Source organism: Acinetobacter sp. ANC_7553, assembly GCF_056779895.1.
Map to the genome: position 1 here is coordinate 156,060 of NZ_JBWYIV010000001.1, position 23,434 is coordinate 179,493.

Annotated in this window: 24 protein-coding genes and 1 riboswitch; of the genes, 11 read left to right on the forward strand and 13 right to left on the reverse strand. The window is 37.5% G+C overall.

The annotated features are described in order from the left end of the window. The first annotated feature begins 189 nt into the window (after positions 1-189). From AC1M9I_RS00755 to AC1M9I_RS00785, 7 genes are all read left to right on the forward strand, one after another. Complete coding sequence (locus AC1M9I_RS00755) at positions 190-1,830, forward strand: CTP synthase (RefSeq protein ID WP_179998118.1); 1,641 nt, start codon at positions 190-192, stop codon at positions 1,828-1,830. 32 nt (positions 1,831-1,862) lie between these two features. Then, entirely contained in the window at positions 1,863-2,720 is an 858-nt protein-coding gene (gene kdsA / locus AC1M9I_RS00760) for a 3-deoxy-8-phosphooctulonate synthase (RefSeq protein WP_035263729.1), read from the forward strand. 46 nt (positions 2,721-2,766) lie between these two features. After that, the gene (eno, locus tag AC1M9I_RS00765) at positions 2,767-4,056 is read left to right on the forward strand and encodes a phosphopyruvate hydratase (RefSeq protein WP_180027787.1); all 1,290 of its coding nucleotides are present in this window, start codon (positions 2,767-2,769) and stop codon (positions 4,054-4,056) included. A 266-nt stretch (positions 4,057-4,322) separates the two neighbouring features. After that, entirely contained in the window at positions 4,323-4,712 is a 390-nt protein-coding gene (gene ftsB, locus AC1M9I_RS00770; RefSeq protein ID WP_481592694.1) for a cell division protein FtsB, read from the forward strand. After that, positions 4,678-5,403, forward strand: coding sequence for a 2-C-methyl-D-erythritol 4-phosphate cytidylyltransferase (gene ispD, locus AC1M9I_RS00775; protein WP_481587522.1), 726 nt, complete (start codon positions 4,678-4,680; stop codon positions 5,401-5,403). Before ftsB ends, ispD begins: the two co-directional genes overlap by 35 nt. 82 nt (positions 5,404-5,485) lie before the next feature. Beyond that, positions 5,486-6,622, forward strand: coding sequence for a rod shape-determining protein RodA (gene rodA, locus AC1M9I_RS00780; protein ID WP_092766373.1), 1,137 nt, complete (start codon positions 5,486-5,488; stop codon positions 6,620-6,622). A 397-nt stretch (positions 6,623-7,019) separates the two neighbouring features. Next, a riboswitch (glycine riboswitch) is annotated at positions 7,020-7,108 on the forward strand. Between the two features lie 139 nt (positions 7,109-7,247). Next, positions 7,248-8,492, forward strand: coding sequence for a D-amino acid dehydrogenase (locus tag AC1M9I_RS00785; RefSeq protein ID WP_481594592.1), 1,245 nt, complete (start codon positions 7,248-7,250; stop codon positions 8,490-8,492). A gap of 42 nt (positions 8,493-8,534) precedes the next feature. Here the strand turns inward: AC1M9I_RS00785 and nfsB are convergent, their stop codons facing one another. From nfsB to AC1M9I_RS00805, 4 genes are all read right to left on the reverse strand, one after another. After that, positions 8,535-9,188, reverse strand: a complete 654-nt coding sequence (nfsB, locus tag AC1M9I_RS00790) for an oxygen-insensitive NAD(P)H nitroreductase (RefSeq protein WP_035263717.1) — start codon at positions 9,186-9,188, stop codon at positions 8,535-8,537. A gap of 113 nt (positions 9,189-9,301) precedes the next feature. Then, the gene (locus tag AC1M9I_RS00795; RefSeq protein ID WP_035263715.1) at positions 9,302-9,721 is read right to left on the reverse strand and encodes a hypothetical protein; all 420 of its coding nucleotides are present in this window, start codon (positions 9,719-9,721) and stop codon (positions 9,302-9,304) included. A 135-nt stretch (positions 9,722-9,856) separates the two neighbouring features. Continuing rightward, the gene (locus tag AC1M9I_RS00800) at positions 9,857-10,588 is read right to left on the reverse strand and encodes a UDP-2,3-diacylglucosamine diphosphatase (RefSeq protein ID WP_481592692.1); all 732 of its coding nucleotides are present in this window, start codon (positions 10,586-10,588) and stop codon (positions 9,857-9,859) included. A gap of 117 nt (positions 10,589-10,705) precedes the next feature. After that, the gene (locus AC1M9I_RS00805) at positions 10,706-11,215 is read right to left on the reverse strand and encodes a peptidylprolyl isomerase (RefSeq protein WP_481610535.1); all 510 of its coding nucleotides are present in this window, start codon (positions 11,213-11,215) and stop codon (positions 10,706-10,708) included. Positions 11,216-11,380: 165 nt separating this feature from the next. Here AC1M9I_RS00805 and AC1M9I_RS00810 point away from each other — a divergent pair, with 165 nt between their 5' ends. Next, positions 11,381-13,102 carry a glutamine--tRNA ligase/YqeY domain fusion protein gene (locus tag AC1M9I_RS00810; protein ID WP_481592691.1) on the forward strand — a complete coding sequence of 574 codons (1,722 nt, stop codon included), beginning with the start codon at positions 11,381-11,383 and terminating at the stop codon, positions 13,100-13,102. 218 nt (positions 13,103-13,320) lie between these two features. Here the strand turns inward: AC1M9I_RS00810 and AC1M9I_RS00815 are convergent, their stop codons facing one another. The 5 genes from AC1M9I_RS00815 to AC1M9I_RS00835 all read right to left on the reverse strand — a co-directional run bounded on the left by AC1M9I_RS00815 (position 13,321) and on the right by AC1M9I_RS00835 (position 16,953). Beyond that, the gene (locus AC1M9I_RS00815; RefSeq protein ID WP_051586486.1) at positions 13,321-13,908 is read right to left on the reverse strand and encodes a lecithin retinol acyltransferase family protein; all 588 of its coding nucleotides are present in this window, start codon (positions 13,906-13,908) and stop codon (positions 13,321-13,323) included. 147 nt (positions 13,909-14,055) lie between these two features. Beyond that, positions 14,056-14,292 (reverse strand): hypothetical protein, encoded by a 237-nt coding sequence (locus AC1M9I_RS00820; RefSeq protein WP_481594593.1) that lies wholly within the window; start codon positions 14,290-14,292, stop codon positions 14,056-14,058. 114 nt (positions 14,293-14,406) lie between these two features. Beyond that, entirely contained in the window at positions 14,407-14,640 is a 234-nt protein-coding gene (locus tag AC1M9I_RS00825) for a hypothetical protein (RefSeq protein WP_035263705.1), read from the reverse strand. A gap of 242 nt (positions 14,641-14,882) precedes the next feature. Beyond that, entirely contained in the window at positions 14,883-15,968 is a 1,086-nt protein-coding gene (gene trmA / locus AC1M9I_RS00830; RefSeq protein ID WP_481592689.1) for a tRNA (uridine(54)-C5)-methyltransferase TrmA, read from the reverse strand. Positions 15,969-16,053: 85 nt separating this feature from the next. Further along, positions 16,054-16,953, reverse strand: a complete 900-nt coding sequence (locus AC1M9I_RS00835; RefSeq protein ID WP_035263702.1) for a LysR substrate-binding domain-containing protein — start codon at positions 16,951-16,953, stop codon at positions 16,054-16,056. 186 nt (positions 16,954-17,139) lie between these two features. On the opposite strand from AC1M9I_RS00835, the gene AC1M9I_RS00840 reads away from it, so the two are divergent. Next, complete coding sequence (locus AC1M9I_RS00840) at positions 17,140-17,463, forward strand: hypothetical protein (RefSeq protein ID WP_481592687.1); 324 nt, start codon at positions 17,140-17,142, stop codon at positions 17,461-17,463. Between the two features lie 240 nt (positions 17,464-17,703). Here the strand turns inward: AC1M9I_RS00840 and AC1M9I_RS00845 are convergent, their stop codons facing one another. The 4 genes from AC1M9I_RS00845 to ilvA all read right to left on the reverse strand — a co-directional run bounded on the left by AC1M9I_RS00845 (position 17,704) and on the right by ilvA (position 21,817). Continuing rightward, positions 17,704-19,053 (reverse strand): TrkH family potassium uptake protein, encoded by a 1,350-nt coding sequence (locus AC1M9I_RS00845; protein ID WP_481594658.1) that lies wholly within the window; start codon positions 19,051-19,053, stop codon positions 17,704-17,706. After that, the gene (locus AC1M9I_RS00850; protein WP_035263698.1) at positions 19,053-19,709 is read right to left on the reverse strand and encodes a potassium channel family protein; all 657 of its coding nucleotides are present in this window, start codon (positions 19,707-19,709) and stop codon (positions 19,053-19,055) included. Before AC1M9I_RS00850 ends, AC1M9I_RS00845 begins: the two co-directional genes overlap by 1 nt. A gap of 107 nt (positions 19,710-19,816) precedes the next feature. Further along, positions 19,817-20,164 (reverse strand): hypothetical protein, encoded by a 348-nt coding sequence (locus tag AC1M9I_RS00855; protein ID WP_481594595.1) that lies wholly within the window; start codon positions 20,162-20,164, stop codon positions 19,817-19,819. Positions 20,165-20,278: 114 nt separating this feature from the next. After that, a complete protein-coding gene (ilvA, locus tag AC1M9I_RS00860; protein WP_481594596.1) occupies positions 20,279-21,817 on the reverse strand; it encodes a threonine ammonia-lyase, biosynthetic in 1,539 nt (512 codons plus the stop codon). A 104-nt stretch (positions 21,818-21,921) separates the two neighbouring features. On the opposite strand from ilvA, the gene rpiA reads away from it, so the two are divergent. Continuing rightward, positions 21,922-22,593 (forward strand): ribose-5-phosphate isomerase RpiA, encoded by a 672-nt coding sequence (rpiA, locus tag AC1M9I_RS00865; protein WP_481591051.1) that lies wholly within the window; start codon positions 21,922-21,924, stop codon positions 22,591-22,593. 113 nt (positions 22,594-22,706) lie between these two features. Continuing rightward, positions 22,707-23,390 (forward strand): M48 family metallopeptidase, encoded by a 684-nt coding sequence (locus tag AC1M9I_RS00870; protein ID WP_481592684.1) that lies wholly within the window; start codon positions 22,707-22,709, stop codon positions 23,388-23,390. Positions 23,391-23,434 lie beyond the last annotated feature (44 nt).

Consider the following 23,434-nt stretch of genomic DNA (forward strand, 5'->3'; position numbering starts at 1 on the left):
TATAACAGCAAATTAACAGATGAAAATCACTGAAAGTGTGCGTGAATCTTTATTGGAAATGATGATAGAATAACCAATTGTTTATTGTTCTTTGAATTGATGCGGATTGACTTTGCTTTATAGGTACAGAGTAAAGTAAAATTGCGCAACATTGCAGGCCGATTTAGGCTCGATTGTACGAGAAACCCAATGACCCATTTTATTTTCGTTACTGGTGGTGTTGTTTCATCACTAGGTAAAGGTATTTCAGCTGCTTCAGTTGCTGCACTTTTAGAAGCCCGTGGATTAAAAGTAACCATGGTGAAAATGGATCCATATATTAATGTCGATCCAGGGACGATGAGCCCGTTCCAACATGGTGAAGTTTTTGTCACAGAGGATGGTGCGGAAACTGACTTAGACTTGGGTTATTACGAACGTTTCTTGCGTCGTGCGAAAATGACCAAGCTTAATAACTTTACATCTGGTCGCGTGTACCAAGACGTTTTAAATAAAGAGCGTCGCGGTGATTACCTTGGTGGAACAGTTCAAGTTATTCCACACATTACAGACAATATTAAAGAACGTGTTCTTCGCGCTGGCGAAGGCTATGACGTTGCTATTGTTGAGATTGGCGGTACAGTAGGTGACATTGAATCTCTCCCATTCATGGAATCTGTTCGTCAGTTAATGGTTGAACTTGGTCACAAACGCACAATGCTGATGCATTTAACGTTGTTGCCATATATCAAGTCAGCTGCAGAGTTGAAAACAAAACCAACTCAGCACTCGGTGAAAGAATTACTCTCAATCGGTATTCAACCAGATATTTTGATCTGTCGTACTGAACACGATGTTGATGCTGATACAAAGCGTAAAATTGCGTTGTTCACGAACGTAGAAGCTCGTGCAGTTGTGGTGTGTAAAGATGCACGCACCATTTACGAAATACCACGTACGTTCTATGAGCAAGACGTTGATGATTTAATTTGCGAGCGTTTTGGTTATAACGATTTACCAGAAGCCGATCTTTCAGATTGGGATAATGTCGTAGAAGCATTATTAAACCCTGAGTACACTGTTCGTGTTGCGATGGTGGGTAAATATGTTGAACTTCCAGATGCTTATAAATCTGTGAACGAAGCACTTTTACATGCGGGTATTCAAAACCGCGTTAAAGTTCAAATTGATTATGTCAATGCCGAAGAACTTGAAAGCCAAGATGTAGCAGAAGTGTTGAAAGATGCTGACGCAATCTTAGTTCCTGGTGGTTTTGGCGAGCGCGGTACTGAAGGTAAGATGCAAGCGATTAAATTCGCACGTGAGAATGGAATTCCATTCCTTGGTATTTGCTTAGGTATGCAACTTGCGGTCATTGAATACGCACGTAATGTTGCTGGTATTGCAGATGCAACCTCAACAGAATTTAACCGTTCAACTAAATCGCCTTTAATTGGTTTAATTACGGAATGGTTAGACGAACGTGGTGAAGTACAGCAACGTTCTGTAGATTCTGACCTTGGTGGAACAATGCGTCTTGGCGCTCAAAAATCAGAATTGGTTGAAGGCACTAAAACTGCAGAAGTGTATGGTTCAGTAGAAATTATTGAACGTCATCGCCATCGTTACGAAATGAATAATCGTTATATTCCTGCTTTAGAAGAAAAAGGCATGAAAATTTCTGGTTATTCACCAATCCAACGTTTAGTTGAAACTGTTGAAATTCCTCAACATCCTTGGTTTATTGCTGTACAATTCCACCCGGAATTTACAAGTTCTCCACGTGATGGTCATCCATTATTTGCTGGTTTTATTGATGCTGCTAAAAAACAGTATCAAAAATCGAAATAATGAATGTCTTAGGACATAACTAGGAAGTTTAAATGTCACAATTAAAAGCACAAGAAATTGTACGTTTAGGCGATATACAAATGGCAAATCATTTGCCATTTGTATTATTCGGCGGAATGAATGTACTTGAATCAAAAGATTTAGCTTTTGAAATTGCAGAAACTTATGTTGATATTTGCAAACGTTTGGATATTCCATATGTTTTCAAAGCAAGCTTTGATAAAGCAAATCGTTCGAGCTTAAATTCTTTCCGCGGACCTGGTCTTGAAAAAGGAATTGAGTGGTTAGCTGACATTAAAAAACATTTTAATGTACCCATCATTACAGATGTTCATGAACCATATCAAGCAGCACCTGTGGCTGAAGTGGCTGACATCATTCAATTACCTGCTTTCCTCAGCCGTCAAACAGATCTTGTTGAGGCAATGGCAAAAACTCAAGCCATTATCAATATCAAAAAAGCGCAATTCTTAGCACCGCATGAAATGCGTCATATCCTGCATAAATGTTTGGAAGCCGGGAATGACAAGCTGATTTTATGTGAGCGTGGCTCAGCATTTGGTTACAACAACTTAGTTGTCGATATGCTTGGTTTCGACATCATGAAAGAAATGAATGTGCCAGTCTTCTTTGATGTGACACATGCACTTCAAACCCCAGGTGGTCGTGCAGATTCAGCAGGTGGTCGTCGCGCACAAATTACGACATTAGCGCGTGCGGGTATGGCTACAGGTCTAGCAGGTCTTTTTCTGGAAGGACATCCTGATCCAGAAAAAGCAAAATGTGATGGACCTTGCGCTCTTCGAATGTCTCAACTTGAGCCATTCTTAGCTCAGCTTAAAGAATTGGATACCTTGGTTAAAGGTTTCAAAAAATTAGATACACACTGATGCAGCGTTAGACGCATCGTTTTATTAATCAACTGAGGAATTGTTCATGAGCCAAATCGTTGACATTCGTGCACGTGAAATTTTGGACTCTCGTGGTAACCCAACCATCGAAGCAGACGTTATCTTAGCATCTGGCGTAGTTGGCCGTGCATGTGCACCATCTGGTGCTTCAACTGGTTCTCGTGAAGCTTTAGAACTTCGTGATGGCGATAAAGCACGTTACTTAGGTAAAGGTGTTAAAACTGCTGTGAACAACGTAAACACGTTAATCCGTGACGCGTTAGTGGGTAAATCAGTATTCGAACAAAAAGACATCGATAATACGATGATCGCTTTAGACGGAACTGAAAACAAAGAAAAATTAGGTGCGAACGCAACTTTGGCAGTGTCTTTGGCTGCTGCGCGTGCTGCTGCTGACGAAAAGAAAATTCCTCTTTTCCAATACATCGCAGACCTTCGTAACAACAGCATTTTAACAATGCCTGTTCCAATGATGAACATCTTAAATGGTGGTTCACATGCGGACAACAACGTTGATATTCAAGAGTTTATGATTGAGCCAGTTGGCTTTACTTCATTCTCTGAAGCGCTTCGTGCGGGTGCAGAAATTTTCCATTCTTTAAAATCAGTTTTAAAGAAACAAGGTTTAAATACTGCTGTTGGTGATGAAGGTGGTTTCGCGCCAAACTTACGTTCAAACGAAGAAGCAATTACAGTTATTCTTGAAGCAATTGAAAAAACTGGCTACAAAGCAGGTTCTGACATTATGCTTGCGCTTGACTGTGCATCTTCAGAATTCTACAAAGATGGTCAGTACATCCTTGCTGGTGAAGGCAATAAAGCATTCACAAACAACCAATTCTCTGACTACCTTGCTGGTCTTGTAAACCAATATCCAATTATCTCTATTGAAGATGGTTTAGATGAATCTGATTGGGAAGGTTGGTCTTACCTAACTTCGATTCTTGGCGACAAGATTCAATTGGTTGGTGATGATTTGTTTGTTACAAATCCTAAAATCCTTCAACGTGGTATCAACGAAAAAGTTGGTAACTCTATCCTGATTAAGTATAACCAAATCGGTACGTTGACTGAGACTTTAGATGCGATCTATCTTGCTAAAGCAAATGGTTACTCTACAGTGATTTCTCACCGTTCTGGCGAAACTGAAGATTCTACAATTGCGGATCTTGCAGTAGGTACTGGTGCTGGTCAAATCAAAACTGGCTCACTTTGCCGTTCTGACCGTGTAGCGAAATACAACCAATTACTTCGTATTGAAGAATTAACGAATGCTATTTACCGCGGTAAAGCTGAGTTTAAAGGTTTAAATTAATCGTTTAGATTATTTTGAATTTCAAAAAACCACTCTGTAAAGAGTGGTTTTTTTTGTTATTAAGCTATGAAATAAAAAGTGTAAATATAATGACTCTAGAATATTCAATAACTTTTGATATTTAACAGTACATGTTTTTAAAAGAAACCAATCAATGTGAATTTGTTTAACATTTGCATATTTAACACAGTTACACATACTACCTTTCTTTGTTTTAGGGTATATTAGTGCTCTAATTTCATGATGTTAACTAAGCCTCAAATATAATGTTAGACGTCTTTAAAACTACTTCAAGTAAAGTGATTTTGCTGGTGGCAATAATTTTAATTGCCATCTTTCAATATCGCTTTTGGCTCGGTGAAGGAGGATATTTCCCTCATCAGGCGCTACTTCAGCAAATGAATCAACAAGCTGAAACAAATGAAGAGTTAAAAGAGCGTAATCGTATTCTGGCTGCTGAAGTATATGATCTAAAAAATGGTGTAGAGGCGATTGAAGAACATGCACGTTTAGATCTTGGCTTAATTAAGCCTCATGAAACTTTTATTCAAATGAGTACAATCAGTACGAATTATAAGCCGATTTACATCGGCCCAAATGCTAACGTAGATTTAAGAACCAATGAGTCTAGACAACCTGAATCTGAACAACCGTAAATTATGGGCTATTATTCCGGCAGCAGGTTCTGGTAGTCGATTTTCCAAATCAGCGTTAAAGCAATATCAAATTATCCAGAATAAAACTATACTTGAGCATACTGTAGAACGTATTGCTCAATTGCCTATTGCTGGCTATGTATTGGCAATCTCAGAGCATGACCAATTTGCTCAGACACTTCAATTTGCTAAATCAGAAATCCTTCATTTCTGCTTAGGTGGTCAGGAGAGGGTTGATTCTGTACTTAACGGTTTAAAGTATTTAACCAATATTGCAGATGAAAATGATCTGGTGTTTGTGCATGATGCTGCTCGACCTTGTGTCAGCTTGAGCAATTTAGAATCTTTGATTCGCCATGTTATCGAATCTAAGCATAGCGCAATTTTAGCAACGCCTGTACGTGATACTTTAAAAAGAGTAGATCAGTCGAGTGCCATTGAAAAAACTGTAGATCGAAGTGCATTGTGGCAAGCACAAACCCCACAATTGTCGACCATTAAATTGCTAAAAACTTCGATTGAACATGCATTAACTCACAAGATCACAATCACGGATGAAGCGAGTGCGCTTGAATATGCTCATCATCCAGTAGATGTGGTGATTGGACGATCTGATAATATTAAGATTACTTATCCTGAAGATTTAGAACTTGCTCGTCTGATTCTTCAGTCACAGTCTGACTCGAAATAATTTAGTTTTATGTTTGGGACTTTGCTTAAATAGCCAAAACATTGTCTTATAATAACGCCACTTAGAATATGCAATTCAGCCAATGATACCTTCACAACAGTACCGTTTTTTGCGTCATGCCTTGAGAGATGGACGAACAATCAAACATGATTCGTCACGTTGGACTAAATTACATTTAGATCCATGGTTACTTGGTTTTTTGATATTAAACGCAGCTTTTGGACTCATGGTTGTTTATAGTGCAACCAATCATGATTCAAGCATGGTGATTCGGCAGGCGACCAGTTTTGGTATCGGTTTTATTTTGCTGTTTATTTGTGCACAAATTCCTCCAAAAGTTTATCAAATTGTCAGTCCTTATCTGTATGCATTTTCGATTGTGCTTCTGCTTTTGGTATTGCTAATTGGTGATGTTCGCTTAGGCGCAAAACGCTGGATTTCTATTCCTGGATTAGGGAGTGTGCAGCCCAGTGAATTTATGAAATTTACGATGCCACTCATGATGGCTTGGTTTTTTAGTCTGCGGACTTTACCACCCAAATTTATGCATATTCTCTTTGCTTTATTTCTGATGATGATACCTTTTGTTTTAGTCGCATTACAGCCTGACTTAAACATTGGATTAATTATTCCTGGAATTTTTGTCATTTTTTTAAGTGGTATTTCTTGGCGTTTGATTGGGGCTGTGGTTGCTGGGTTTGCAGTGGTTGCACCATTATTATGGAATTTCTTTCTACAGGAATATCAGAAAAAGCGAATTTTAACTTTGTTTGATCCTGAATCAGATCCGCTAGGTGCAGGGTGGAATATCATTCAGTCTAAAATTGCGATTGGTTCTGGTGGACTATTTGGTAAAGGTTTTAATGAAGGAACACAGTCTCATTTAGGTTATCTCCCTGAACATCATACAGACTTTATTATGTCTGCTTATGCAGAGGAATTTGGCTTTTTTGGTGTGTTTGTATTATTTGTTATCTTTGCAGCGATCATTATTCGTTGTTTGATTATTTCCATGAACAGCTTCCATAATTTTGGACGTCTTTATGCGGGTGCGGCAGGTTTAACTTTCTTTTTCTTTGTGTTTTTGAATAGTGGAATGGTGAGTGGAATTCTTCCAGTAACTGGTGATCCATTGCCACTCATGAGTTATGGTGGTACGGCAGTCATTGCAACGCTTGCAGGTATGGGCATTGTAATGTCTATACATACTCATCGCTAAAACATGTGGGGTTGACAGCAAATATCAACTCACATTCTACTTACTCTCTCATTTATTGAAAATTTGAGCTTCAATGATTGCTCTAATCATTCATTACACTTGTATGTTGAAAAAGATGAAAGTGTAGATGGAAGTTGATCTATGCTATTTGAGAGAGTAACTTTAAAAAAATTAACTTATTTCCTCATTTTTTTGTAATAACTAAATTTTTATCGATGGTAGAGAAAATTTGAGCTAAACAATGACCTTTGTACTGTTTCCTGAGAAAAAAATATCCCTGTCATAGCCGTTGTCTTAAAGTTGGTGATCCATTTTATGAAAATTTTTTTCTAAATTTGATTCATGTAGATGTATAAAAAAATTAACTATGGCATATTAATTGCTGAATAAGAATTAAACGAATATTGCAGGAGAGAGGTCTTCTGTAGATCCGCCGAAGGAGCAACGACCCCGGAATCTCTCAGGCAAAAGGACTGTAATTATTCTCAATCATCTGGAGAGAAGTCTAATGATATTTAGACTCACCGAAGGGGATGGAAAAATTCATATGTCATGAAGATTTCCGAAGCTCTCAGGTACCGTGACAGATGGGGCACTGAAAATATAAAATTTTCAAGGAGCTTTTATGTCACATATTATGGTGATTGGTGCAGGCATTACAGGAATAACCACTGCCTACGAATTATTAGAACTTGGTTATCAAGTCACAATTTTGGATAAAAACTTATACCCAGCAATGGAGACTTCATTTGCGAATGGAGGTCAACTTTCTGCATGTAATGCAGAGGTGTGGAATCAGAAAGCAACGGTACTGAAGGGTATCAAATGGATGACCCAAAAAGATGCACCGTTATTACTCAACCCATCTTTTGATTTGCATAAATACGCTTGGCTGATCGAATTTATGGGTAACATCAAGCATTACGAAGCCAACACACAAGAAACGGTAAGACTGGCATTATTGGCAAGAAAACGGCTGTTTGAAATTGCACAGAAAGAAAATATTCAATTCGATTTGGAAAAGCGTGGAATTTTGCACTTTTATCATAATCAGCAGGATTATGATGTCGCTATACGAGTGAATGATTTGTTATGCAAAGGTGGATTAGAGCGTCACGCTGTTACAAATGAAGAAATTCACAGTATTGAACCAAGTTTGACGGGGGAATATTACGGTGGTTTTTATTGTCCTGATGATGCCACAGGAGATATACACAAATACACCACGCATTTAGCCCAAGTGGTGGCGAATAAAGGCGGGAAATTTTTATACGGTGTACAAGTTGAAGATTTAAATCTGGATCATTCAACAGAACAAGTTTCAGCTAAATATCGCGCTTGTGATCCTAAAAGTAGAGATATACCCGATGGATTTATTCAAGCTGATGCAATGGTCATTTGTGGTGGAGTTGGAAGCTATCATTTAGCACAACAGGCTGGAGATTGTGTCAATGTTTATCCAGTGAAAGGGTACTCGATTACAGTTCAGCTGAATGATGAACATAGCCAACAACATGCACCATGGGTAAGTTTATTGGATGAAAGTGCAAAAATTGTGACGTCGAGATTAGGTCGAGATCGTTTAAGAATTGCTGGTACTGCAGAATTTAATGGCTATAACCGAGACATCCGTATGGATCGCATACAACCTTTGGTTCATTGGGTGAATCGTAATTTTGATATTTCAACTGAGCATTGTGTCCCTTGGGCTGGATTAAGACCGATGATGCCGAATATGATGCCAGTGGTAAGACAAGGGAAGCATCCGAGAGTCTTTTATAATACCGGTCATGGGCATCTGGGTTGGACGCTGTCAGCTGCAACTGCTGCAATGATCAGTTTAGAAATTTCACAGAAAATAGCGGCTTAATGAAAAGCCACAATAGCGTGAAAACTATTGTGGCAAATACATTTATAGTCGAGTGAAAACTTGATCTGCATTCAAACGAGATTTAGGTAATTTGGCATTAAAATCTTTTTCACTTCGATAACCAAGTGCCAATAGCACTGATGGAATCAGGCCTTTTGCGTCAAGATTTAACTCTTCAGCGATAATTTTTTCATCGAATCCTCCAATTGGAGTGGCATCGATACCTTCTAAACCTGCAGCAAATAAGGTTTGCCCAAGTGCAATAAAAGTTTGATTTTCAGACCAGCGCTGGATATCGCCTTTTTCGTTGCGATAATAATCAACATAGCCTAAGCGCGTATCTTTTTGAGCTTGTTTTGCTTGGTCATCTTTAAAACGACCACTGATTTCATCTTGATTTAATAATCGATCTAGATGAGAGTCTGTAATGTCTTTATGCGTACAAAACAGAATTGTGTGTGAAGATTCAAGGACTTTGGGTGCATTATAAACATACTTACCAACCAGTGCTTTAGCAATGCGCTGTTTGGCTTCATCAGTTTCGATGACAAAGAAATGCCACGGTTGAATATTGATAGATGAAGGTGCGAGCCTTAAAGATTCCAATAATTTTTCAAACTTTTCTTGAGGGATCTTTTTTGAAGAATCGTATGCTTTGGTGGTGTAGCGAGATTGGGAGATGTTTAACAAATCCATATTATCCTCCGATTATTCACAATATATTCATCTAAAAATTTTAAATGACTCTGAACTTAAATATTTTCTATAGTTGATGCTAAATGATATGAAAAATCTGACTTGTCTTTAAATCAATAGGCATATTTTAAATCAGTATATTTTTCTAATGACATTGCAATTTGTTGGTTGATAAATGCGCGCACATCTTCTTCAGTCATAGGTTGACCATTCTTGCTGATATTATGTTCGATCGGTGCTTGGTCTGCGGCCTTAATTTTGTAGACAAGGTGGGTGATCAATTCGTAATCGTTATTATGGTTTACGATGTTAGTCACATATTGATATGAATGCTCAAAGTTGAGATCTTGATGGGAAAATATAAATTGTTCAAAGATTGTCAATGCGGCGCCATCAGCAAGATTTTTGAGTTCATCAATAATTGTGGCATCTAGGCGTACATCATAACGTTCAGAGATTGCTTTACCATCGATTAATAATGACACTTTATCATCTTCATGGTGCTGAACAGTAATATTGCTGAAATTAGACATGACAAACTCACGAATTGAATTGAGTGGTTATTATCATATGCAGAAAAACTTAAAGCAAAACATACTGATTAATATTCAAACATTGAGTGAAATTTCAATTTAAAGGTTGATGAGATCATTATAAAAATAGAGGAACTAATAAGACCATGTTTTCAGTGTCAGATCATTGATTGACTGCTTAGAGAATTTCGATTGATTAATTTCCAAAATTTGAGCTTGATCCAAACGCCAGTCGCCTAAGACAATTCTTCTTTTATCTTGAGAGATATGGATTTGAGGGCGATGCGTATGACCATGAATTAGTAAATCAACTTCTTTCAATGCATCGTGGACAGCATCTTGATTTACATCCATGACATCATAAGATTTAAATTCTTTTGATTCGTGGCTTTTTTTTCTAAATCCATTTGCAAGTTGAGTACGAAAAGAAAGTGGGGTTTTCCGCAGTATCCAAATGAGGAGTGGATTTCTGATTATTTTTTTAAAACGTTGATAGGCGACATCGTCTGTACATAGCGAATCACCATGTTCTATACGAATTTGGACGTCATTTATTTTTAAGTTAGAGACTTCGGACAATAAGATGCCATCAAATTTATTTAAAAAAAATTGATTCAGCGCAAAATCACGATTGCCGACAGAAAATAGAACTTGATTTCCCTGTGCAGTAAATCTTTTTAAGCGTTCAACGATTTCATCGAGCCAAGGAGCTGTATAGTCATCACCAATCCATGCATTAAACCAATCACCTAAAATATAGAGTTGGGTTTGCTGGTCTTGATAATGATCTAATAAATCTAAAAACCCTCGAACGAGTCGAGGGTGTTCAGGTGACAGGTGTAAATCTGAAATAAACAGATAGGTCACTTAATATTCCTTATTTGCCTACATCCCCATCAACTTTAGATGGGGAAACAATCCCTTGAACATGATATTCGTTTTAAAGCAGTGCTTGAAAACTTAATAAGTTAAGGGGTAGGTTTTTTATTCAGAGATAATTTTAGCAGATTCGATCACAACGTTTTCTAGTGGAACGTCAGCGTGGTAGCCACGGTTACCAGTGCGAACGCCTTTGATTTCATTAACAACGTCCATACCTTCTACAACTTTACCAAATACTGCATAACCCCAGCCTTGAGCTGTTTTACCCGTATGGTTAAGGAAAGCATTGTTTTTCACGTTAATGAAGAATTGTGCAGATGCTGAGTGAGGAGCTTGAGTACGTGCCATGGCAATCGTACCTTCGTCATTGCTTAAACCGTTGTCAGCTTCATTTTCAATAGAATCGCGAGTTGCTTTTTCTTTGAAGTTTTCATCCATGCCACCGCCTTGGATCATGAAACCGTCAATTACACGGTGGAAAATTACGCCATCATAAAAACCATCACGAACGTACTCTAAAAAGTTAGCAATAGTTTTAGGTGCTTTTTCAGAGTTAAGCTCTAGAACAATACGTCCTTTATTGGTGTTTAATTCGACTTGAGGAAAACTCATTCTATAATCTCCTGATCATGGACAAAAAGCCATGGGTTTGTGGTTGAGAGAAGCATAAGCAAACTGTAAACTACAAGGCAAGCAAAAACGTTATTTTCTTTGTTAATAATATGAAGATAGCGTTTTAATTATCCTATTTTATCTTATAGAAGTGATTTATCAACTATGAAGCCGAATGATGTTGTTTCATCCCTGCCAAATACCCCGACGACTAACAATCCATCAGTCGATGCTGCGCAGCAAGAACAACAACCGGGCTTAGACTTTGTACGTCAAGTAATTACAGAAGATCTTGCAGCAGGGCGTACAGATAAAGTCGTGACGCGCTTTCCACCAGAGCCTAATGGTTATTTACACATTGGACATGTTAAAGCGATTTGCCTGAATTTTGGTATTGCAGAAGAATTTTCTGGTTTATGTAATCTTCGTTTTGACGATACAAATCCAGATGCAGAAGAACAAGAATATGTAGATGGTATTGCGAACGATGTTAAATGGCTCGGTTTCGACTGGAATGGTGAACCACGCTACGCATCAAGTTACTTTGATCAATTGTATCAATGGGCGATTCAATTAATTAAACAAGGTGATGCATATGTCGATTTGCAATCTCCTGAAGAAATTAAGCTGAATCGTGGAAATTTTGTAGAACCAGGTAAAAATTCTCCGCAACGTGATGCAACGGTTGAAGAAAACTTAGCACGTTTTGAACAAATGCGTAATGGTGAGCTTGGAGAAGGCCAAGCAGTACTTCGTGCCAAGATTGATATGGCATCACCGAACGTACATATGCGTGATCCAATTCTTTACCGTGTTTTACATTCTGAGCATCATCAAACAGGCGATACGTGGAAAATCTATCCAATGTATGACTATGCTCATCCTTTGTCTGATGCGATTGAAGGCATTACGCACTCGTTATGTACGCTTGAATTCCAAGACCATCGCCCGTTCTATGATTGGGTTGTCGCTAAGGTAAATTCTCCAGCAGTTCCACGCCAGTACGAATCAAGCCGTTTGAATGTTGATTACACCATCACCTCAAAACGTAAATTACGTAAGCTGGTCGAAGGTGGTTACGTCAATGGTTGGAATGATCCACGTATGCCTACAGTCGTGGGAATGCGTCGTCGTGGCTTTACTCCAGAAGGCTTACGTGATTTCTGTAAGCGTGTGGGCGTATCTAAAACTGATGGTATTGTCGATGTTGCAATGCTTGAATTCTGCATTCGACAATCATTAGAAAATACTGCTGCACGTGGTATGGCGGTACTGAATCCTCTTAAAGTGACATTGACCAACCTTCCAGAGGATATGGATTTAACACACGCACGCCATCCAAATGTTGATATGGGTGATCGTGTAATTCCACTGACTTCTGAATTGTATATTGATCGTAAAGATTTTGAGGAAGAGCCGCCTAAAGGGTTTAAACGCTTAATTCCTGGTGGTGAAGTCCGTTTACGTCATGCTTATGTGATTAAATGTGATGAAGTGATTAAGGATGAAAATGGCGAAGTTGTTGAACTTAAATGCTCTATCGATCCGCATACTTTAGGTAAGAATCCAGAAGGTCGTAAAGTCAAAGGTGTTATTCATTGGGTATCTGCAAATAAAGGGATTCCTGCTGAAATTCGTATTTATGATCGTCTATTTACTGAAGCCGCACCTGATGCGGACGATGATTTCTTAGCGAATTTAAATCCAGATTCTCTAAAAATTGTTCAAGCGGTAATTGAGCCTGCTTTAGCTCAAGCGAAACCTGAAGATCGATTCCAATTCGAACGTGAAGGTTATTTTGTCGCTGATCAATTTGATCATACTGTTGAAAAACCTGTCTTTAACCGTATTTTGGATTTAAAAGATAGTTTTAAGCCTGCAAAATAAAGTTTGGTAATATCAAAAAAAGCCTGATTGATTCAGGCTTTTTTTTATTCAAATTTAGGTTAATAAATAATTTTTGTGATTAAATTCACATGATTAGATAAAGGTGAGTATTTAAGAATAATTTAATAAGTTATAAATAAAAACTAAAATAACATTATATTTCAAATATATATTTGACTATTTGGATTTTCAAGCGCATATTTAATTCAACCGAAAGGTTAATTTGAAACTTTGTTTTCCTCGAAACCCTGCTTAAGCGGGGCTTTTTTTTGCTTTAGTTTCTGATGTTGCTGTAAAGCGATATACACAGGGCCTTTCAGTTTGCGCTGATCATTTAACTTTTTCTTAATATAAAATACCAAAGCAAAACAGGTGGTTGCTAAAGTTAAAAGAAGACTATTTAAGTAGCTCATGAGTGAGCTGATATAACCAATAGTGGTGAGTCTATTCATCATTTTGATGACTTGTGGACTACTTTCGATGCCCGTGATCGCCCAAGAACATAAGTGTTCACAATTATTAATAATGAGATGATAGTTATTTTCATGCATTCGAGAGCGCATTCGTCTTACGACAGCACGACCTGAATATTTGGGGGTGCTATAATGCCGAATCGTAATTTTTTTGCCATGTGCAAATTTTTGCAGAGATGTAATTTCGATCGGATGTTTTTTAAAGAGATGAGCAAAACCTGAATAATGAATAACACGACCCTTACCCACATAAATACCATGATGTGAATAACCAAAATGCTTAACAATTAAGTGAGCACCAAGAGGGAATGTTTTGACGTGTTTATGCCGCATTTATAAAATATTCCAATAACTTTACAGATGTACATTTATTGAAAGAGAGTCCACAGTATAACCGAATTGGAAATAAATAATGAGGTATAAATACAATATAAGCACCCTAAAAAAGGTGCCTAAATTTTTTATTCAAGTCAAATGAAGTTATGAGAAGAAAGCATTTTGTGCTTCACAATTTTTAATTGCATCTTCTTTAGGAAGCTGTTGAATTTGCTCTTCAAACTCGATTTTTTGACGATCTATGGCAGTTTGAGGAATACCGCTCTCTTTCGCTAATTTTTCAATGTTGCCCCAAACTTCCTCACATGCTGAAGGTAGCTTATTACAACCACTAAGCGATATGAAAGTCGCCCCTAAAATAATGAATAGAATATTTTTCATTGAATCCCCAAATGTATTTTTAATTATCCTATGAGCTTATCTTAATTGAACATTTTTAAATTGAACAGAAAATTTATCATAAAAAAAGCACTGTCTATGCAGTGCTTTTTTTCTTTACTGAAGGGTGATTTTGTTACTCAATAAATCAGTAAGATCTTTTTTTGAATAGCCACGCGAAATAAGAACTTTTTTGATTCCGCGGATTACATCTTCATCTGATGCCTTTTGTAAAGCCTCGATCAACTGATCGTTAGTCTTACATGAACAATCATTTTCAACACAAGCAATTTGATTTTTATGCTCGTTCTGCTGCGAATCTGATGAAAACAGCTTTTGCCAAAAACTCATAGAGCCTTCATTTGCAACCAAAGATAGGTCGAAATATAGTCGATTTAAAATTTAATGCAAGTTTGTAACCGTGATTTAAGGCTCATTTTAAAATAAATATTTCGATGATAAACCTAAAGTTTAACGAAATTATGACATTGAAAAATTAAATATTTCTTTATTTATATGATTTCTAAGTGAAATTCAAAAAGAATAAAAAATGGACAGTGTAAGAACTGTCCATTTAGTAAGAAATAAATTGTTTAAATTTTCTCTAAAAGAACGCCTGACTCGACATGGTGGGTATAAGGAAATTGATCGAACAGCGCAAATTTAGTGATTTTATGAGTTCCCGATAACATCTTTAAATTGTCGTGCAAAGTATCTGGATTGCATGAAATATAAATAATACGGTTAAAGTGTTGAAGTAGTTTCAAGGTATCATCATCAATGCCTGCACGAGGTGGATCTACAAATACAGTATCGAAGTCATAACTTTGAATATCAATATTGGCTTCTTGTAAACGTCTAAACTCACGTTCTGCATTGAATGCTAAGGTAAAATCTTCAGCTGAAAGGCGAGCAACTTGAATATTATTAATTTGATTTTGCTCAATATTCCATTGCGCTGCATAAACTGATGATTTAGCCAGTTCTGTTGCTAGAACGCGATTAAACTTTAGCGATAATGGAAGGGTAAAATTACCATTACCGCAATAAAGCTCTAAAAGATCTTTATCACTGGTTTGAGCTGCATTACATGCCCACTCCAGCATTTTTTGACAAACTTGCGCATTTGGTTGCGTGAAGCTACTTTCAATTTGCTTATATTTGAATTTACGGTCAAATACTTGTAATTCTTCAACTACATATTCATCCGTCAATACAATTTTTTGACCACGGCTGCGACCAATAATCTTAATATTGAGTTTTGAAGATAAATTTTTTGCTAGTTGTTCCCAGTCTTGATCAAGCGGACAACGATAAATCAATGAAACCAGCATTTCACCGTTCAACGTAGAAAGAAAATGTACTTCAAACAGACGCTTAGAGAGCACTGCATTTGATTTTAGTTCAGACAGGAGAACTGGCATTAAATCATTAATAGATTTATCCGCGATTGGAAACTCATCAACACGTACAACTTTCTTTTGAATACCATCTTCCGCGCGTTCAAACATGGCATAAAACATATCATCTTCTGTATGCCAAATACGGAACTCAGCTCGCATACGGAAATGTTTTTCAGGAGATGAAAAAACTTCTAGTTCAGGTGGTTGATATTCAGCAAATTGATTGCGGATACGTTCAATTTTTGCATCAAGTTGTTGTTGATAAATAGAAGTCATAAAAATCTAAAAAAACTAGCACAAAGCAGAGTGAATGGTAGCAAATAATAAGCCAACATTCTTCTAAATCTTTGTGCTGTTGTGACTATCTTTTGGTGAGGTGCTCAACTAAGTAGTCGATGAACACACGTACAGCTGGTAATAAACCACGGCGAGAAGGGTAAACCACATGAAAAATACCGTGTGGCGCATTCCAGTTAGGCAGAACCTTAACAAGACGCCCATCTTTAATATAATCTTCAACAATACTGTCTGGGAGTAATGCTACCCCACAATTGTCACTTGCAAGTTGTGCAAGCATAAGTAAGTCAGAGCCCATCACGACTGGACTCACTTTGACTTTAATCGATTTGTTGTTTGAATCATGTAGTACGAGTTGTTGATCAGTATGTTCATCAACCATACTTAATATTCGATGATTTGAGAGTTCTTCAGGTTTTTTGATAGATCCAAATTCATTGAGATAAGCCTGGCTGGCGAAAAGATGTTGTTCAATATTTTCAAATTTTCGAATGACCAAACTTGGGTCATCATCCAAACTTGAGCGAACACGAAGCGCTAAATCAATTCCTTCATTGATGATATCGACACGTCGATTAGTAACCATCAATTGAACTTTGATTTCAGGATACTGCTTAAGGAAATTTGGCAGTATTTTGGTCATTTCATGCTGGGCAATTGATACGGGTAAACTGACACGAATTAAGCCTCTTGGTTGTTCACTTAAATGATCTACCAAATCATGAGCAGATTGGGCAGCATTCATCATTACTTGCGCATGGCGATAAATGTTCATCCCAATATCAGTGACAGCAAAATGACGTGAACTACGTTGAATAAGCCTTACACCGAGATTTTCTTCTAAATTATAAACACGTCGACTCAATTTTGATTTGGGAATGTCAGTTGCTCGCTCGGCAGCGCTAAAACCACCATGTTCGACAACAAGGGCAAAGCAATAAAAATCATCTAAATCTGAAAGCATGGATTCATTCCATATATGCGACGTTTTGTTAAAAAATACATTATTGTTCTGAATAGTCAATTGAGTTGCTGTGTTTTCTCTAAAATCTAAGGTTGTTATATGTAGTAATGAATAAAGAGGGCTATTTAAAAATCTAAAAGCAATGGTTAAACTTATGTTTTATAGCACGTAATACTTAAGGTTGACATGGCTTATACAACAATTGAACTTCAAGATCCTCAAGAAAATGTACAGTGCCCGCATTGTCAACACGCTGTTATCGACTGGAATGAAGAGCAATATATTCAACCTTGTGATCATACATTGTTTATTGCTATGGACTTGGGATTTGAATTTATTTCAGATGAATTTGAAGCAACTATGCCTCGCACAGTAGATGAAATTCATGCAGATGATGAAAACTCGGATGTGTTTACTGAGATTACACGTTCTGATTTAGCTCAGTTTAAAATTTATAAAGTTGCATTGGGTGTCGAAAACCTCAATCGTTATATTGGTTTCCAATCATAATTTTTTAATCACACGCATATGGTGAAAAGACTTGGAGTTACCTTGAGTCTTTTAATTTCTTTGTATTGGGTTATTGATTGCAAAGTTCTAAGTTTGTGTTAATTCATGATAAGTTCAATGCTTTGCATAAAGAAATCATGGCTATCATAAAACGCACTTATGGCTATAAACATCTGATCTATTTTTGGATTGGTTCGTGTTTTATCGATCAATTTCACCTTAGATCCAAGTGAATTCTATCTAACCCACTTGGATTTCAGCATTAGGATGGCTCAACCTGCTTTTTTTAGGGGTTGCAATTAAATAAGCCAATGTCAAAGGACCGAGACGACCCGCAAACATCAGTATCATGAGCATATATAAACTCGCAGGTTGTAATTCTGAAGTAATACCTCTAGATAATCCGACTGTACAAGCCGCGGAAACAGCTTCAAATAATAAATCTAGAAAACGTTTATTAGGCTCTAAAATTAATAATGTAAAGAAACCAATGAAAATGAGCATAGCAGTTATGCTAATGACCGCAAGAGCTTTATAGGTGACCGTTGCTGGAATCGAGTGTTTAAAAACAGTGACTTCGTCAGCTCGTCTCAAAAATGTGATCACACTCAATACTACAATAATAAATGTACCTACTTTAATACCACCAGCAGTACTTAAAGATCCGCCTCCAATAAACATTAATAGCATAGTCACCAAGGTTGCTGGATCACTCATACTGGCCATATCAATACTATTAAATCCAGAGGATCGCGGTACTGTGGCATGAAACCAAGCATTTAATGCTTGGTCTCCAATTGACATTGGGGCGAGGGTCAATGGATTATTTGCTTCTAAACACCAAATCATAATAAAGGCAAATAGATTGAGTCCTGCGATGGTAGAAAGAATGAGTTTGCTGTTGGTTGAGAGTTTTTTCCACTTATGAGCGCGTTTGATATCCATAAGTACCACAAAACCTATTCCACCAATGATATACAACATACTGATGGTCAGAGTTACAGCATATTGACCTGAAAAGCTCATTAAACTGTCTGGAAAAAGAGAGAAACCACCATTATTAAATGCTGAGATACTGTAAAAGGCTGCATAAAACAGAGCATCACTAAAATCGTAGTATTGAAGCCACGTAAATGTCAGGATGAATGTTCCAATCCCTTCGAAAAATAGAGAATACAATAAGACGGCTTTAATAGTGAAAGAGGCCCTTGCTAAACTGGTTTGACCAATTGTTTCTTGAGCCATCACTTGTTGCTTTAAACCGAGTTTAGTGGAAAGGCTTAAAGCAGCCAAAATTGCGAAGGTCATGAACCCTAAGCCACCACATTGGATGAGTAGCATAATGATGAACTGACCAAAAGTCGTATATGCTTCGCCAATATTGACCACAGAAAGTCCCGTAATTGTCACTGCGGATGTGGCAGTAAATAAGGCTTCTAGCCAAGAGACATTTCCTTCGTGAGCAAAGGGAAGTTTTAGCAGTAATGTTCCAATGATAATAAAACTGAGAAAGCCCAAAGCAAGCAAACTTGGTGGACTCAAATTAATACTTTGCGTTTTTTTATTGATCAATTGATCATAAAATTTCATCATTTCGAAATAAATCTCGATGAGAGTTTACGTAAAAGATTGACAGGACCTTCAACAATTAAAATGTCATTTTTTTGCAGTAATGTACCAGGTGCGATGTCATAAATTACATGTGTGCCACGTTGTAATAATAATGTTTGTACGCCGTCGCTATGTTCCATGATGTCTTTAAATTCTACACCTTGTAGTTTTTCACCCACTTCCACTTTGACAATATAACGGTCATCATTCAACGCCATATAGCGTCTAACCATTGGATAGCTTAATGATTGTGCAACGCGAATACCCATGTCTTCTTCTGGATGAATAATTTGACCAATACCGAGATGCGTCAAAATCATATGATGGGCTTTCGATTTTGCTTTTACTAGGATTTTTTCTACGCCTAAATTTTTAAGGTTGAGGACACATAGAATACTGGCCTCAATATCTTCTCCAATTGCGACAACGACGGCATCGCAATTCTGTACATTCAGTTCTCGAAGTACATGTTCATCTGTGGCATCGGCGATGACAGCATGACTGATGTTATCAGAGATATTTTCAACGTATTTTTTTTCAGTATCGATTCCAATCACATCATGTTTTAATTGAGTGAGTTCTAATGCAACTGTACCGCCAAAGCTGCCTAAGCCAATTACTGCAAATAGCGCCATTGAATATCCTAAAATTTAAAAGATCAGAAAGTAATGATTTGATTTTAATTTCGCTTTGAGTGAGTTTATCTTGTTGATCTGAGTTGATTCAATTCATTTGTTGAGGATTATTTGTGATCACTATAAAAATAGTAAATCGTAATTGAAATCAATGTCCATGAAAGTGCTAAGTAAATATAAGTTAAATGAATATGATCGATCATAAAGTTAGCATGAGCGAAACTTGTCATGAGCACAATTGCCATCATATATATCAACGTCATACGATAACGATAAATAGGAGCTAATCCCAACATGATATAGGGTAGTGCTGCATAACCTAAAAAAATAAAAACTTCGAGGAATTTGCTTAAGGTGGTAACTTCAGGATATAGATATTTCGAAATAAACAGAATTGCGGAAAAGATGATCCACATGAGAAAAGGAATTACTACAAAACTGAACCATATTTGCATGATTTATCTTAATATCTAAAATTTTAAAGTGATCGTTTTTTCTATCTTTCGATTTTAATTGTATATCAATTATTGAATTAAAAAAGCCTGTCAAAATGACAGGCTGTATTGATTTTATTTGAGGAAACGTTGATAACCAAGATTATTGGTAATTTCTTCGTATGGATAATTGATACTTTCTAATGTTTCAACTAAACCATCAGGGTTTTGTTGTGCATCTTCAGCTTCGAGTCCAACCAATACACGACCTTCAGCCGCACCATGATTACGATAATGGAACAGGGTAATGTTATGCGTTGGACCAAGACGTTCCAAGAATGTTAATAATGCACCTGGACGTTCAGGAAATTCAACGCGGAATAAACGTTCATTTTCAATATCAGCATGACCACCGATCAGGTAGCGAATATGTAATTTGGCAACTTCATCATCAGATAAGTCATCCACATCGTACTGAAACTTTAATGTCTCGAATATTTCTTGACGTTCTTTTTCGCCGCTTTTTAAACTAATTCCAACAAATACTTGCGCTGCAGTCGCACTACTTGCACGGTAGTTGAATTCAGTAATATTTCGACCTTGAAGGGCACGACAGAAATTGAGGAATGCACCTTTTTGTTCAGGAATCGTGACAGCAAAAATAGCTTCTTTACGTTCACCTAATTCAGTTCGTTCTGCAATATATCGTAAACGGTCAAAGTTCATGTTGGCACCGCATACAATTGAAACGATGTTTTTACCTTCTAAGCCGTGCTCAGCCACATATTTTTTAATACCAGCAAGTGCCATCGCACCTGACGGCTCAACAATACTACGGCATTCATCATAGGTGTCTTTAATTGCGGCACAGATTTCATCAGTATTCACCAAAACGACATTTGGCTCTACGATTGGACCTGAATTGTCAGATTTTTGCAGACGAATCACGTCAAACGGTTTTTCACCGATTTGCGCAACGGCTGTACCATCAGCAAATAATCCTACAGACGGTAGAATCACACGTTCATTTGCTTCTAAAGCAGCTTTTAAACAAGCTGACTCGTCATATTCCACAGGAATAACTTTGACATGTGGTGCTACATCACCAAGGTAAGCAGCAACACCTGCAATCAAACCTCCACCACCAACGGCAACGAATACATAATCCACATCTCGCCATTGACGTAAAATTTCATTGGCAATTGTACCTTGACCAGCCATAACGAGTTCATCGTCATAAGGCGGAATAAAAGTCATTCCTTCTTCTTGTGCACGTTGAATTGCGTATTTATTTGCGATGTCAAAAGAATCACCATGAAGTACAACCTCACCACCTAAGCGCTTGACTGCTTGGACTTTAATGTCTGGTGTTGTCTTAGGCATCACAATAATTGCGCGAATTCCTAATTTTTTTCCTGAGAGAGCTACACCTTGAGCATGGTTACCAGCAGAAGCGGTAATGACACCTCGTTCTAGTTGAGCTTTAGGAAGTTGGCTGATTCTGTTGTAGGCACCGCGGAGTTTGAAAGAGAATACGGGTTGTAGGTCTTCACGTTTAAAACGAATATTATTATTAAGACGTTCACTAATTCGTGGTGCCGCTTCGAGTGGGGTTTCGATAGCAACGTCGTATACCGTTGCTTGTAAAATTTGTCGAACCAAACGAGACAGCATGTTAATTTTCCATCTAACAGTTTAAAATAGGCGCTTATTGTAACAAACCATAAGGCTTAGCGGTTTAAAATAACTGCAAAAGTCCAAATTAGTTGAGTGAAGTCATGAGTCTATATGCAACCCAAGATGAGAAAAAACAAGCAGCAGCACAAGCAGCTTTAAAACACTTACCGAAAGGGGGCATTTTAGGCGTAGGCACAGGCAGTACTGTTAACTTTTTGATTGATTTACTTCCTGAACTTCAATTAGAAGCCGCAGTTGCAAGTTCGGAAGCGACTGCGCAGCGTTTGAAGAAGCTGGGTATTGAAGTGGTAGATATGAACTCAGTGGGTGGTCTTGATGCATATGTAGATGGTGCAGATGAGATTGATCGTCATATGCACATGATCAAAGGTGGTGGTGCGGCATTGACACGTGAAAAAATCGTGGCATCGATTGCAAAAAAATTCGTCTGTATCGTAGATGATTCTAAATGGGTAGATCAGTTGGGGCGTGATTTTCCACTTCCTGTTGAAGTGATTCCAATGGCACGTTCTGCTGTGGCTCGTAAAATTGTCTCTTTAGGTGGCGACCCAGCGTACCGTGAAGGTGTAGTGACCGACAATGGTAACGTGATTTTAGACGTGCATAACTTAAATATCTTAAATGCACTTGAGCTTGAAAAAACATTGAATGATATCCCTGGTGTGGTATGCAACGGTATCTTTGCTTTGAATAAAGCAGACATTGCGATTGTTGCGACCAACAACGGTATTGAAGAGCGTACAGCGATTTAATTTTAACTCCTTGACGAGCTAGTCTCCCTAAACTCCCTCTTTTTAAATAGAGGGGCTTTTCTTCCCCCTTTCTTAAAGGGGGGAGATGGGGATTTAATAATTAAAGAATAACAATGACTTTATCCGACCTTCCTGATATTGAAATCACCAAAAGTATTCGATCGAAAAGACTACGTCTACGTATAGATGGAACGTCAATTCGTGTGACTGCGCCATGGTTTTGTACCCATAAACAAATACAACAGTTTGTTCAAGATTCAGAAGCTTGGATCGTTCAAACTTGGCAGGCACAACAAAGTAAAATTCAACAGATTGATCGCGTTTTACCTTTATCTTTACAGTTATTTAATTTAGAAAATCCTATTCAAATTCAATATATTCAGCAGAAATTCAACTATAAGTTTGATTCAGTGATGAATGAGCTGTGTGTGAGTGATCGTCAGCCTGAACAATATTTAAAAGCCTTTGTTATTGATTATGCTAAACAGCATCTGCCTGTATATCTGGCTCAAGTATCTGATCAGTGTGGTTTAGCTTATCATGGCTGTAAGATTCGTCAGCCAAAAACGCGGTGGGGAAGTTGTACAGCACGTCATGATATTATGTTGAATAGTGCTTTGGTGCTTTTTCCTCAGGAAATAACACGCTATGTTTGTGTGCATGAATTAGCACATACAAAGCATTTTGATCATAGTGCTCAGTTTTGGGCGGAAGTGGCGAAGTATGATCCAGATTTTAAACTTAACCGAAAAAAATTAAAAATAACGCCGTTGCCATATTGGTGGATGCATAATTAATTATTATGCTGGGATTGCTTTGTCGATATTAAAAAATCAATTGT

What these genes read in the sequence shown, in the direction of transcription:
- rodA (WP_092766373.1), top strand. Translation starts at nt 5,486, where the DNA reads ATGATACCTTCACAACAGTACCGTTTTTTGCGTCATGCCTTGAGAGAT.
- AC1M9I_RS00795 (WP_035263715.1), bottom strand. Translation starts at nt 9,721, where the DNA reads ATGTCTAATTTCAGCAATATTACTGTTCAGCACCATGAAGATGATAAA.
- ftsB (WP_481592694.1), top strand. Translation starts at nt 4,323, where the DNA reads ATGTTAGACGTCTTTAAAACTACTTCAAGTAAAGTGATTTTGCTGGTG.
- AC1M9I_RS00785 (WP_481594592.1), top strand. Translation starts at nt 7,248, where the DNA reads ATGTCACATATTATGGTGATTGGTGCAGGCATTACAGGAATAACCACT.
- ispD (WP_481587522.1), top strand. Translation starts at nt 4,678, where the DNA reads ATGAGTCTAGACAACCTGAATCTGAACAACCGTAAATTATGGGCTATT.
- kdsA (WP_035263729.1), top strand. Translation starts at nt 1,863, where the DNA reads ATGTCACAATTAAAAGCACAAGAAATTGTACGTTTAGGCGATATACAA.
- AC1M9I_RS00845 (WP_481594658.1), bottom strand. Translation starts at nt 19,053, where the DNA reads ATGAAATTTTATGATCAATTGATCAATAAAAAAACGCAAAGTATTAAT.
- AC1M9I_RS00870 (WP_481592684.1), top strand. Translation starts at nt 22,707, where the DNA reads ATGACTTTATCCGACCTTCCTGATATTGAAATCACCAAAAGTATTCGA.
- AC1M9I_RS00855 (WP_481594595.1), bottom strand. Translation starts at nt 20,164, where the DNA reads ATGCAAATATGGTTCAGTTTTGTAGTAATTCCTTTTCTCATGTGGATC.
- AC1M9I_RS00810 (WP_481592691.1), top strand. Translation starts at nt 11,381, where the DNA reads ATGAAGCCGAATGATGTTGTTTCATCCCTGCCAAATACCCCGACGACT.
- AC1M9I_RS00820 (WP_481594593.1), bottom strand. Translation starts at nt 14,292, where the DNA reads ATGAAAAATATTCTATTCATTATTTTAGGGGCGACTTTCATATCGCTT.
- AC1M9I_RS00850 (WP_035263698.1), bottom strand. Translation starts at nt 19,709, where the DNA reads ATGGCGCTATTTGCAGTAATTGGCTTAGGCAGCTTTGGCGGTACAGTT.
- AC1M9I_RS00815 (WP_051586486.1), bottom strand. Translation starts at nt 13,908, where the DNA reads ATGCGGCATAAACACGTCAAAACATTCCCTCTTGGTGCTCACTTAATT.
- AC1M9I_RS00835 (WP_035263702.1), bottom strand. Translation starts at nt 16,953, where the DNA reads ATGCTTTCAGATTTAGATGATTTTTATTGCTTTGCCCTTGTTGTCGAA.
- rpiA (WP_481591051.1), top strand. Translation starts at nt 21,922, where the DNA reads ATGAGTCTATATGCAACCCAAGATGAGAAAAAACAAGCAGCAGCACAA.
- eno (WP_180027787.1), top strand. Translation starts at nt 2,767, where the DNA reads ATGAGCCAAATCGTTGACATTCGTGCACGTGAAATTTTGGACTCTCGT.
- AC1M9I_RS00840 (WP_481592687.1), top strand. Translation starts at nt 17,140, where the DNA reads ATGGCTTATACAACAATTGAACTTCAAGATCCTCAAGAAAATGTACAG.
- ilvA (WP_481594596.1), bottom strand. Translation starts at nt 21,817, where the DNA reads ATGCTGTCTCGTTTGGTTCGACAAATTTTACAAGCAACGGTATACGAC.
- AC1M9I_RS00825 (WP_035263705.1), bottom strand. Translation starts at nt 14,640, where the DNA reads ATGAGTTTTTGGCAAAAGCTGTTTTCATCAGATTCGCAGCAGAACGAG.
- AC1M9I_RS00755 (WP_179998118.1), top strand. Translation starts at nt 190, where the DNA reads ATGACCCATTTTATTTTCGTTACTGGTGGTGTTGTTTCATCACTAGGT.
- AC1M9I_RS00805 (WP_481610535.1), bottom strand. Translation starts at nt 11,215, where the DNA reads ATGAGTTTTCCTCAAGTCGAATTAAACACCAATAAAGGACGTATTGTT.
- trmA (WP_481592689.1), bottom strand. Translation starts at nt 15,968, where the DNA reads ATGACTTCTATTTATCAACAACAACTTGATGCAAAAATTGAACGTATC.
- nfsB (WP_035263717.1), bottom strand. Translation starts at nt 9,188, where the DNA reads ATGGATTTGTTAAACATCTCCCAATCTCGCTACACCACCAAAGCATAC.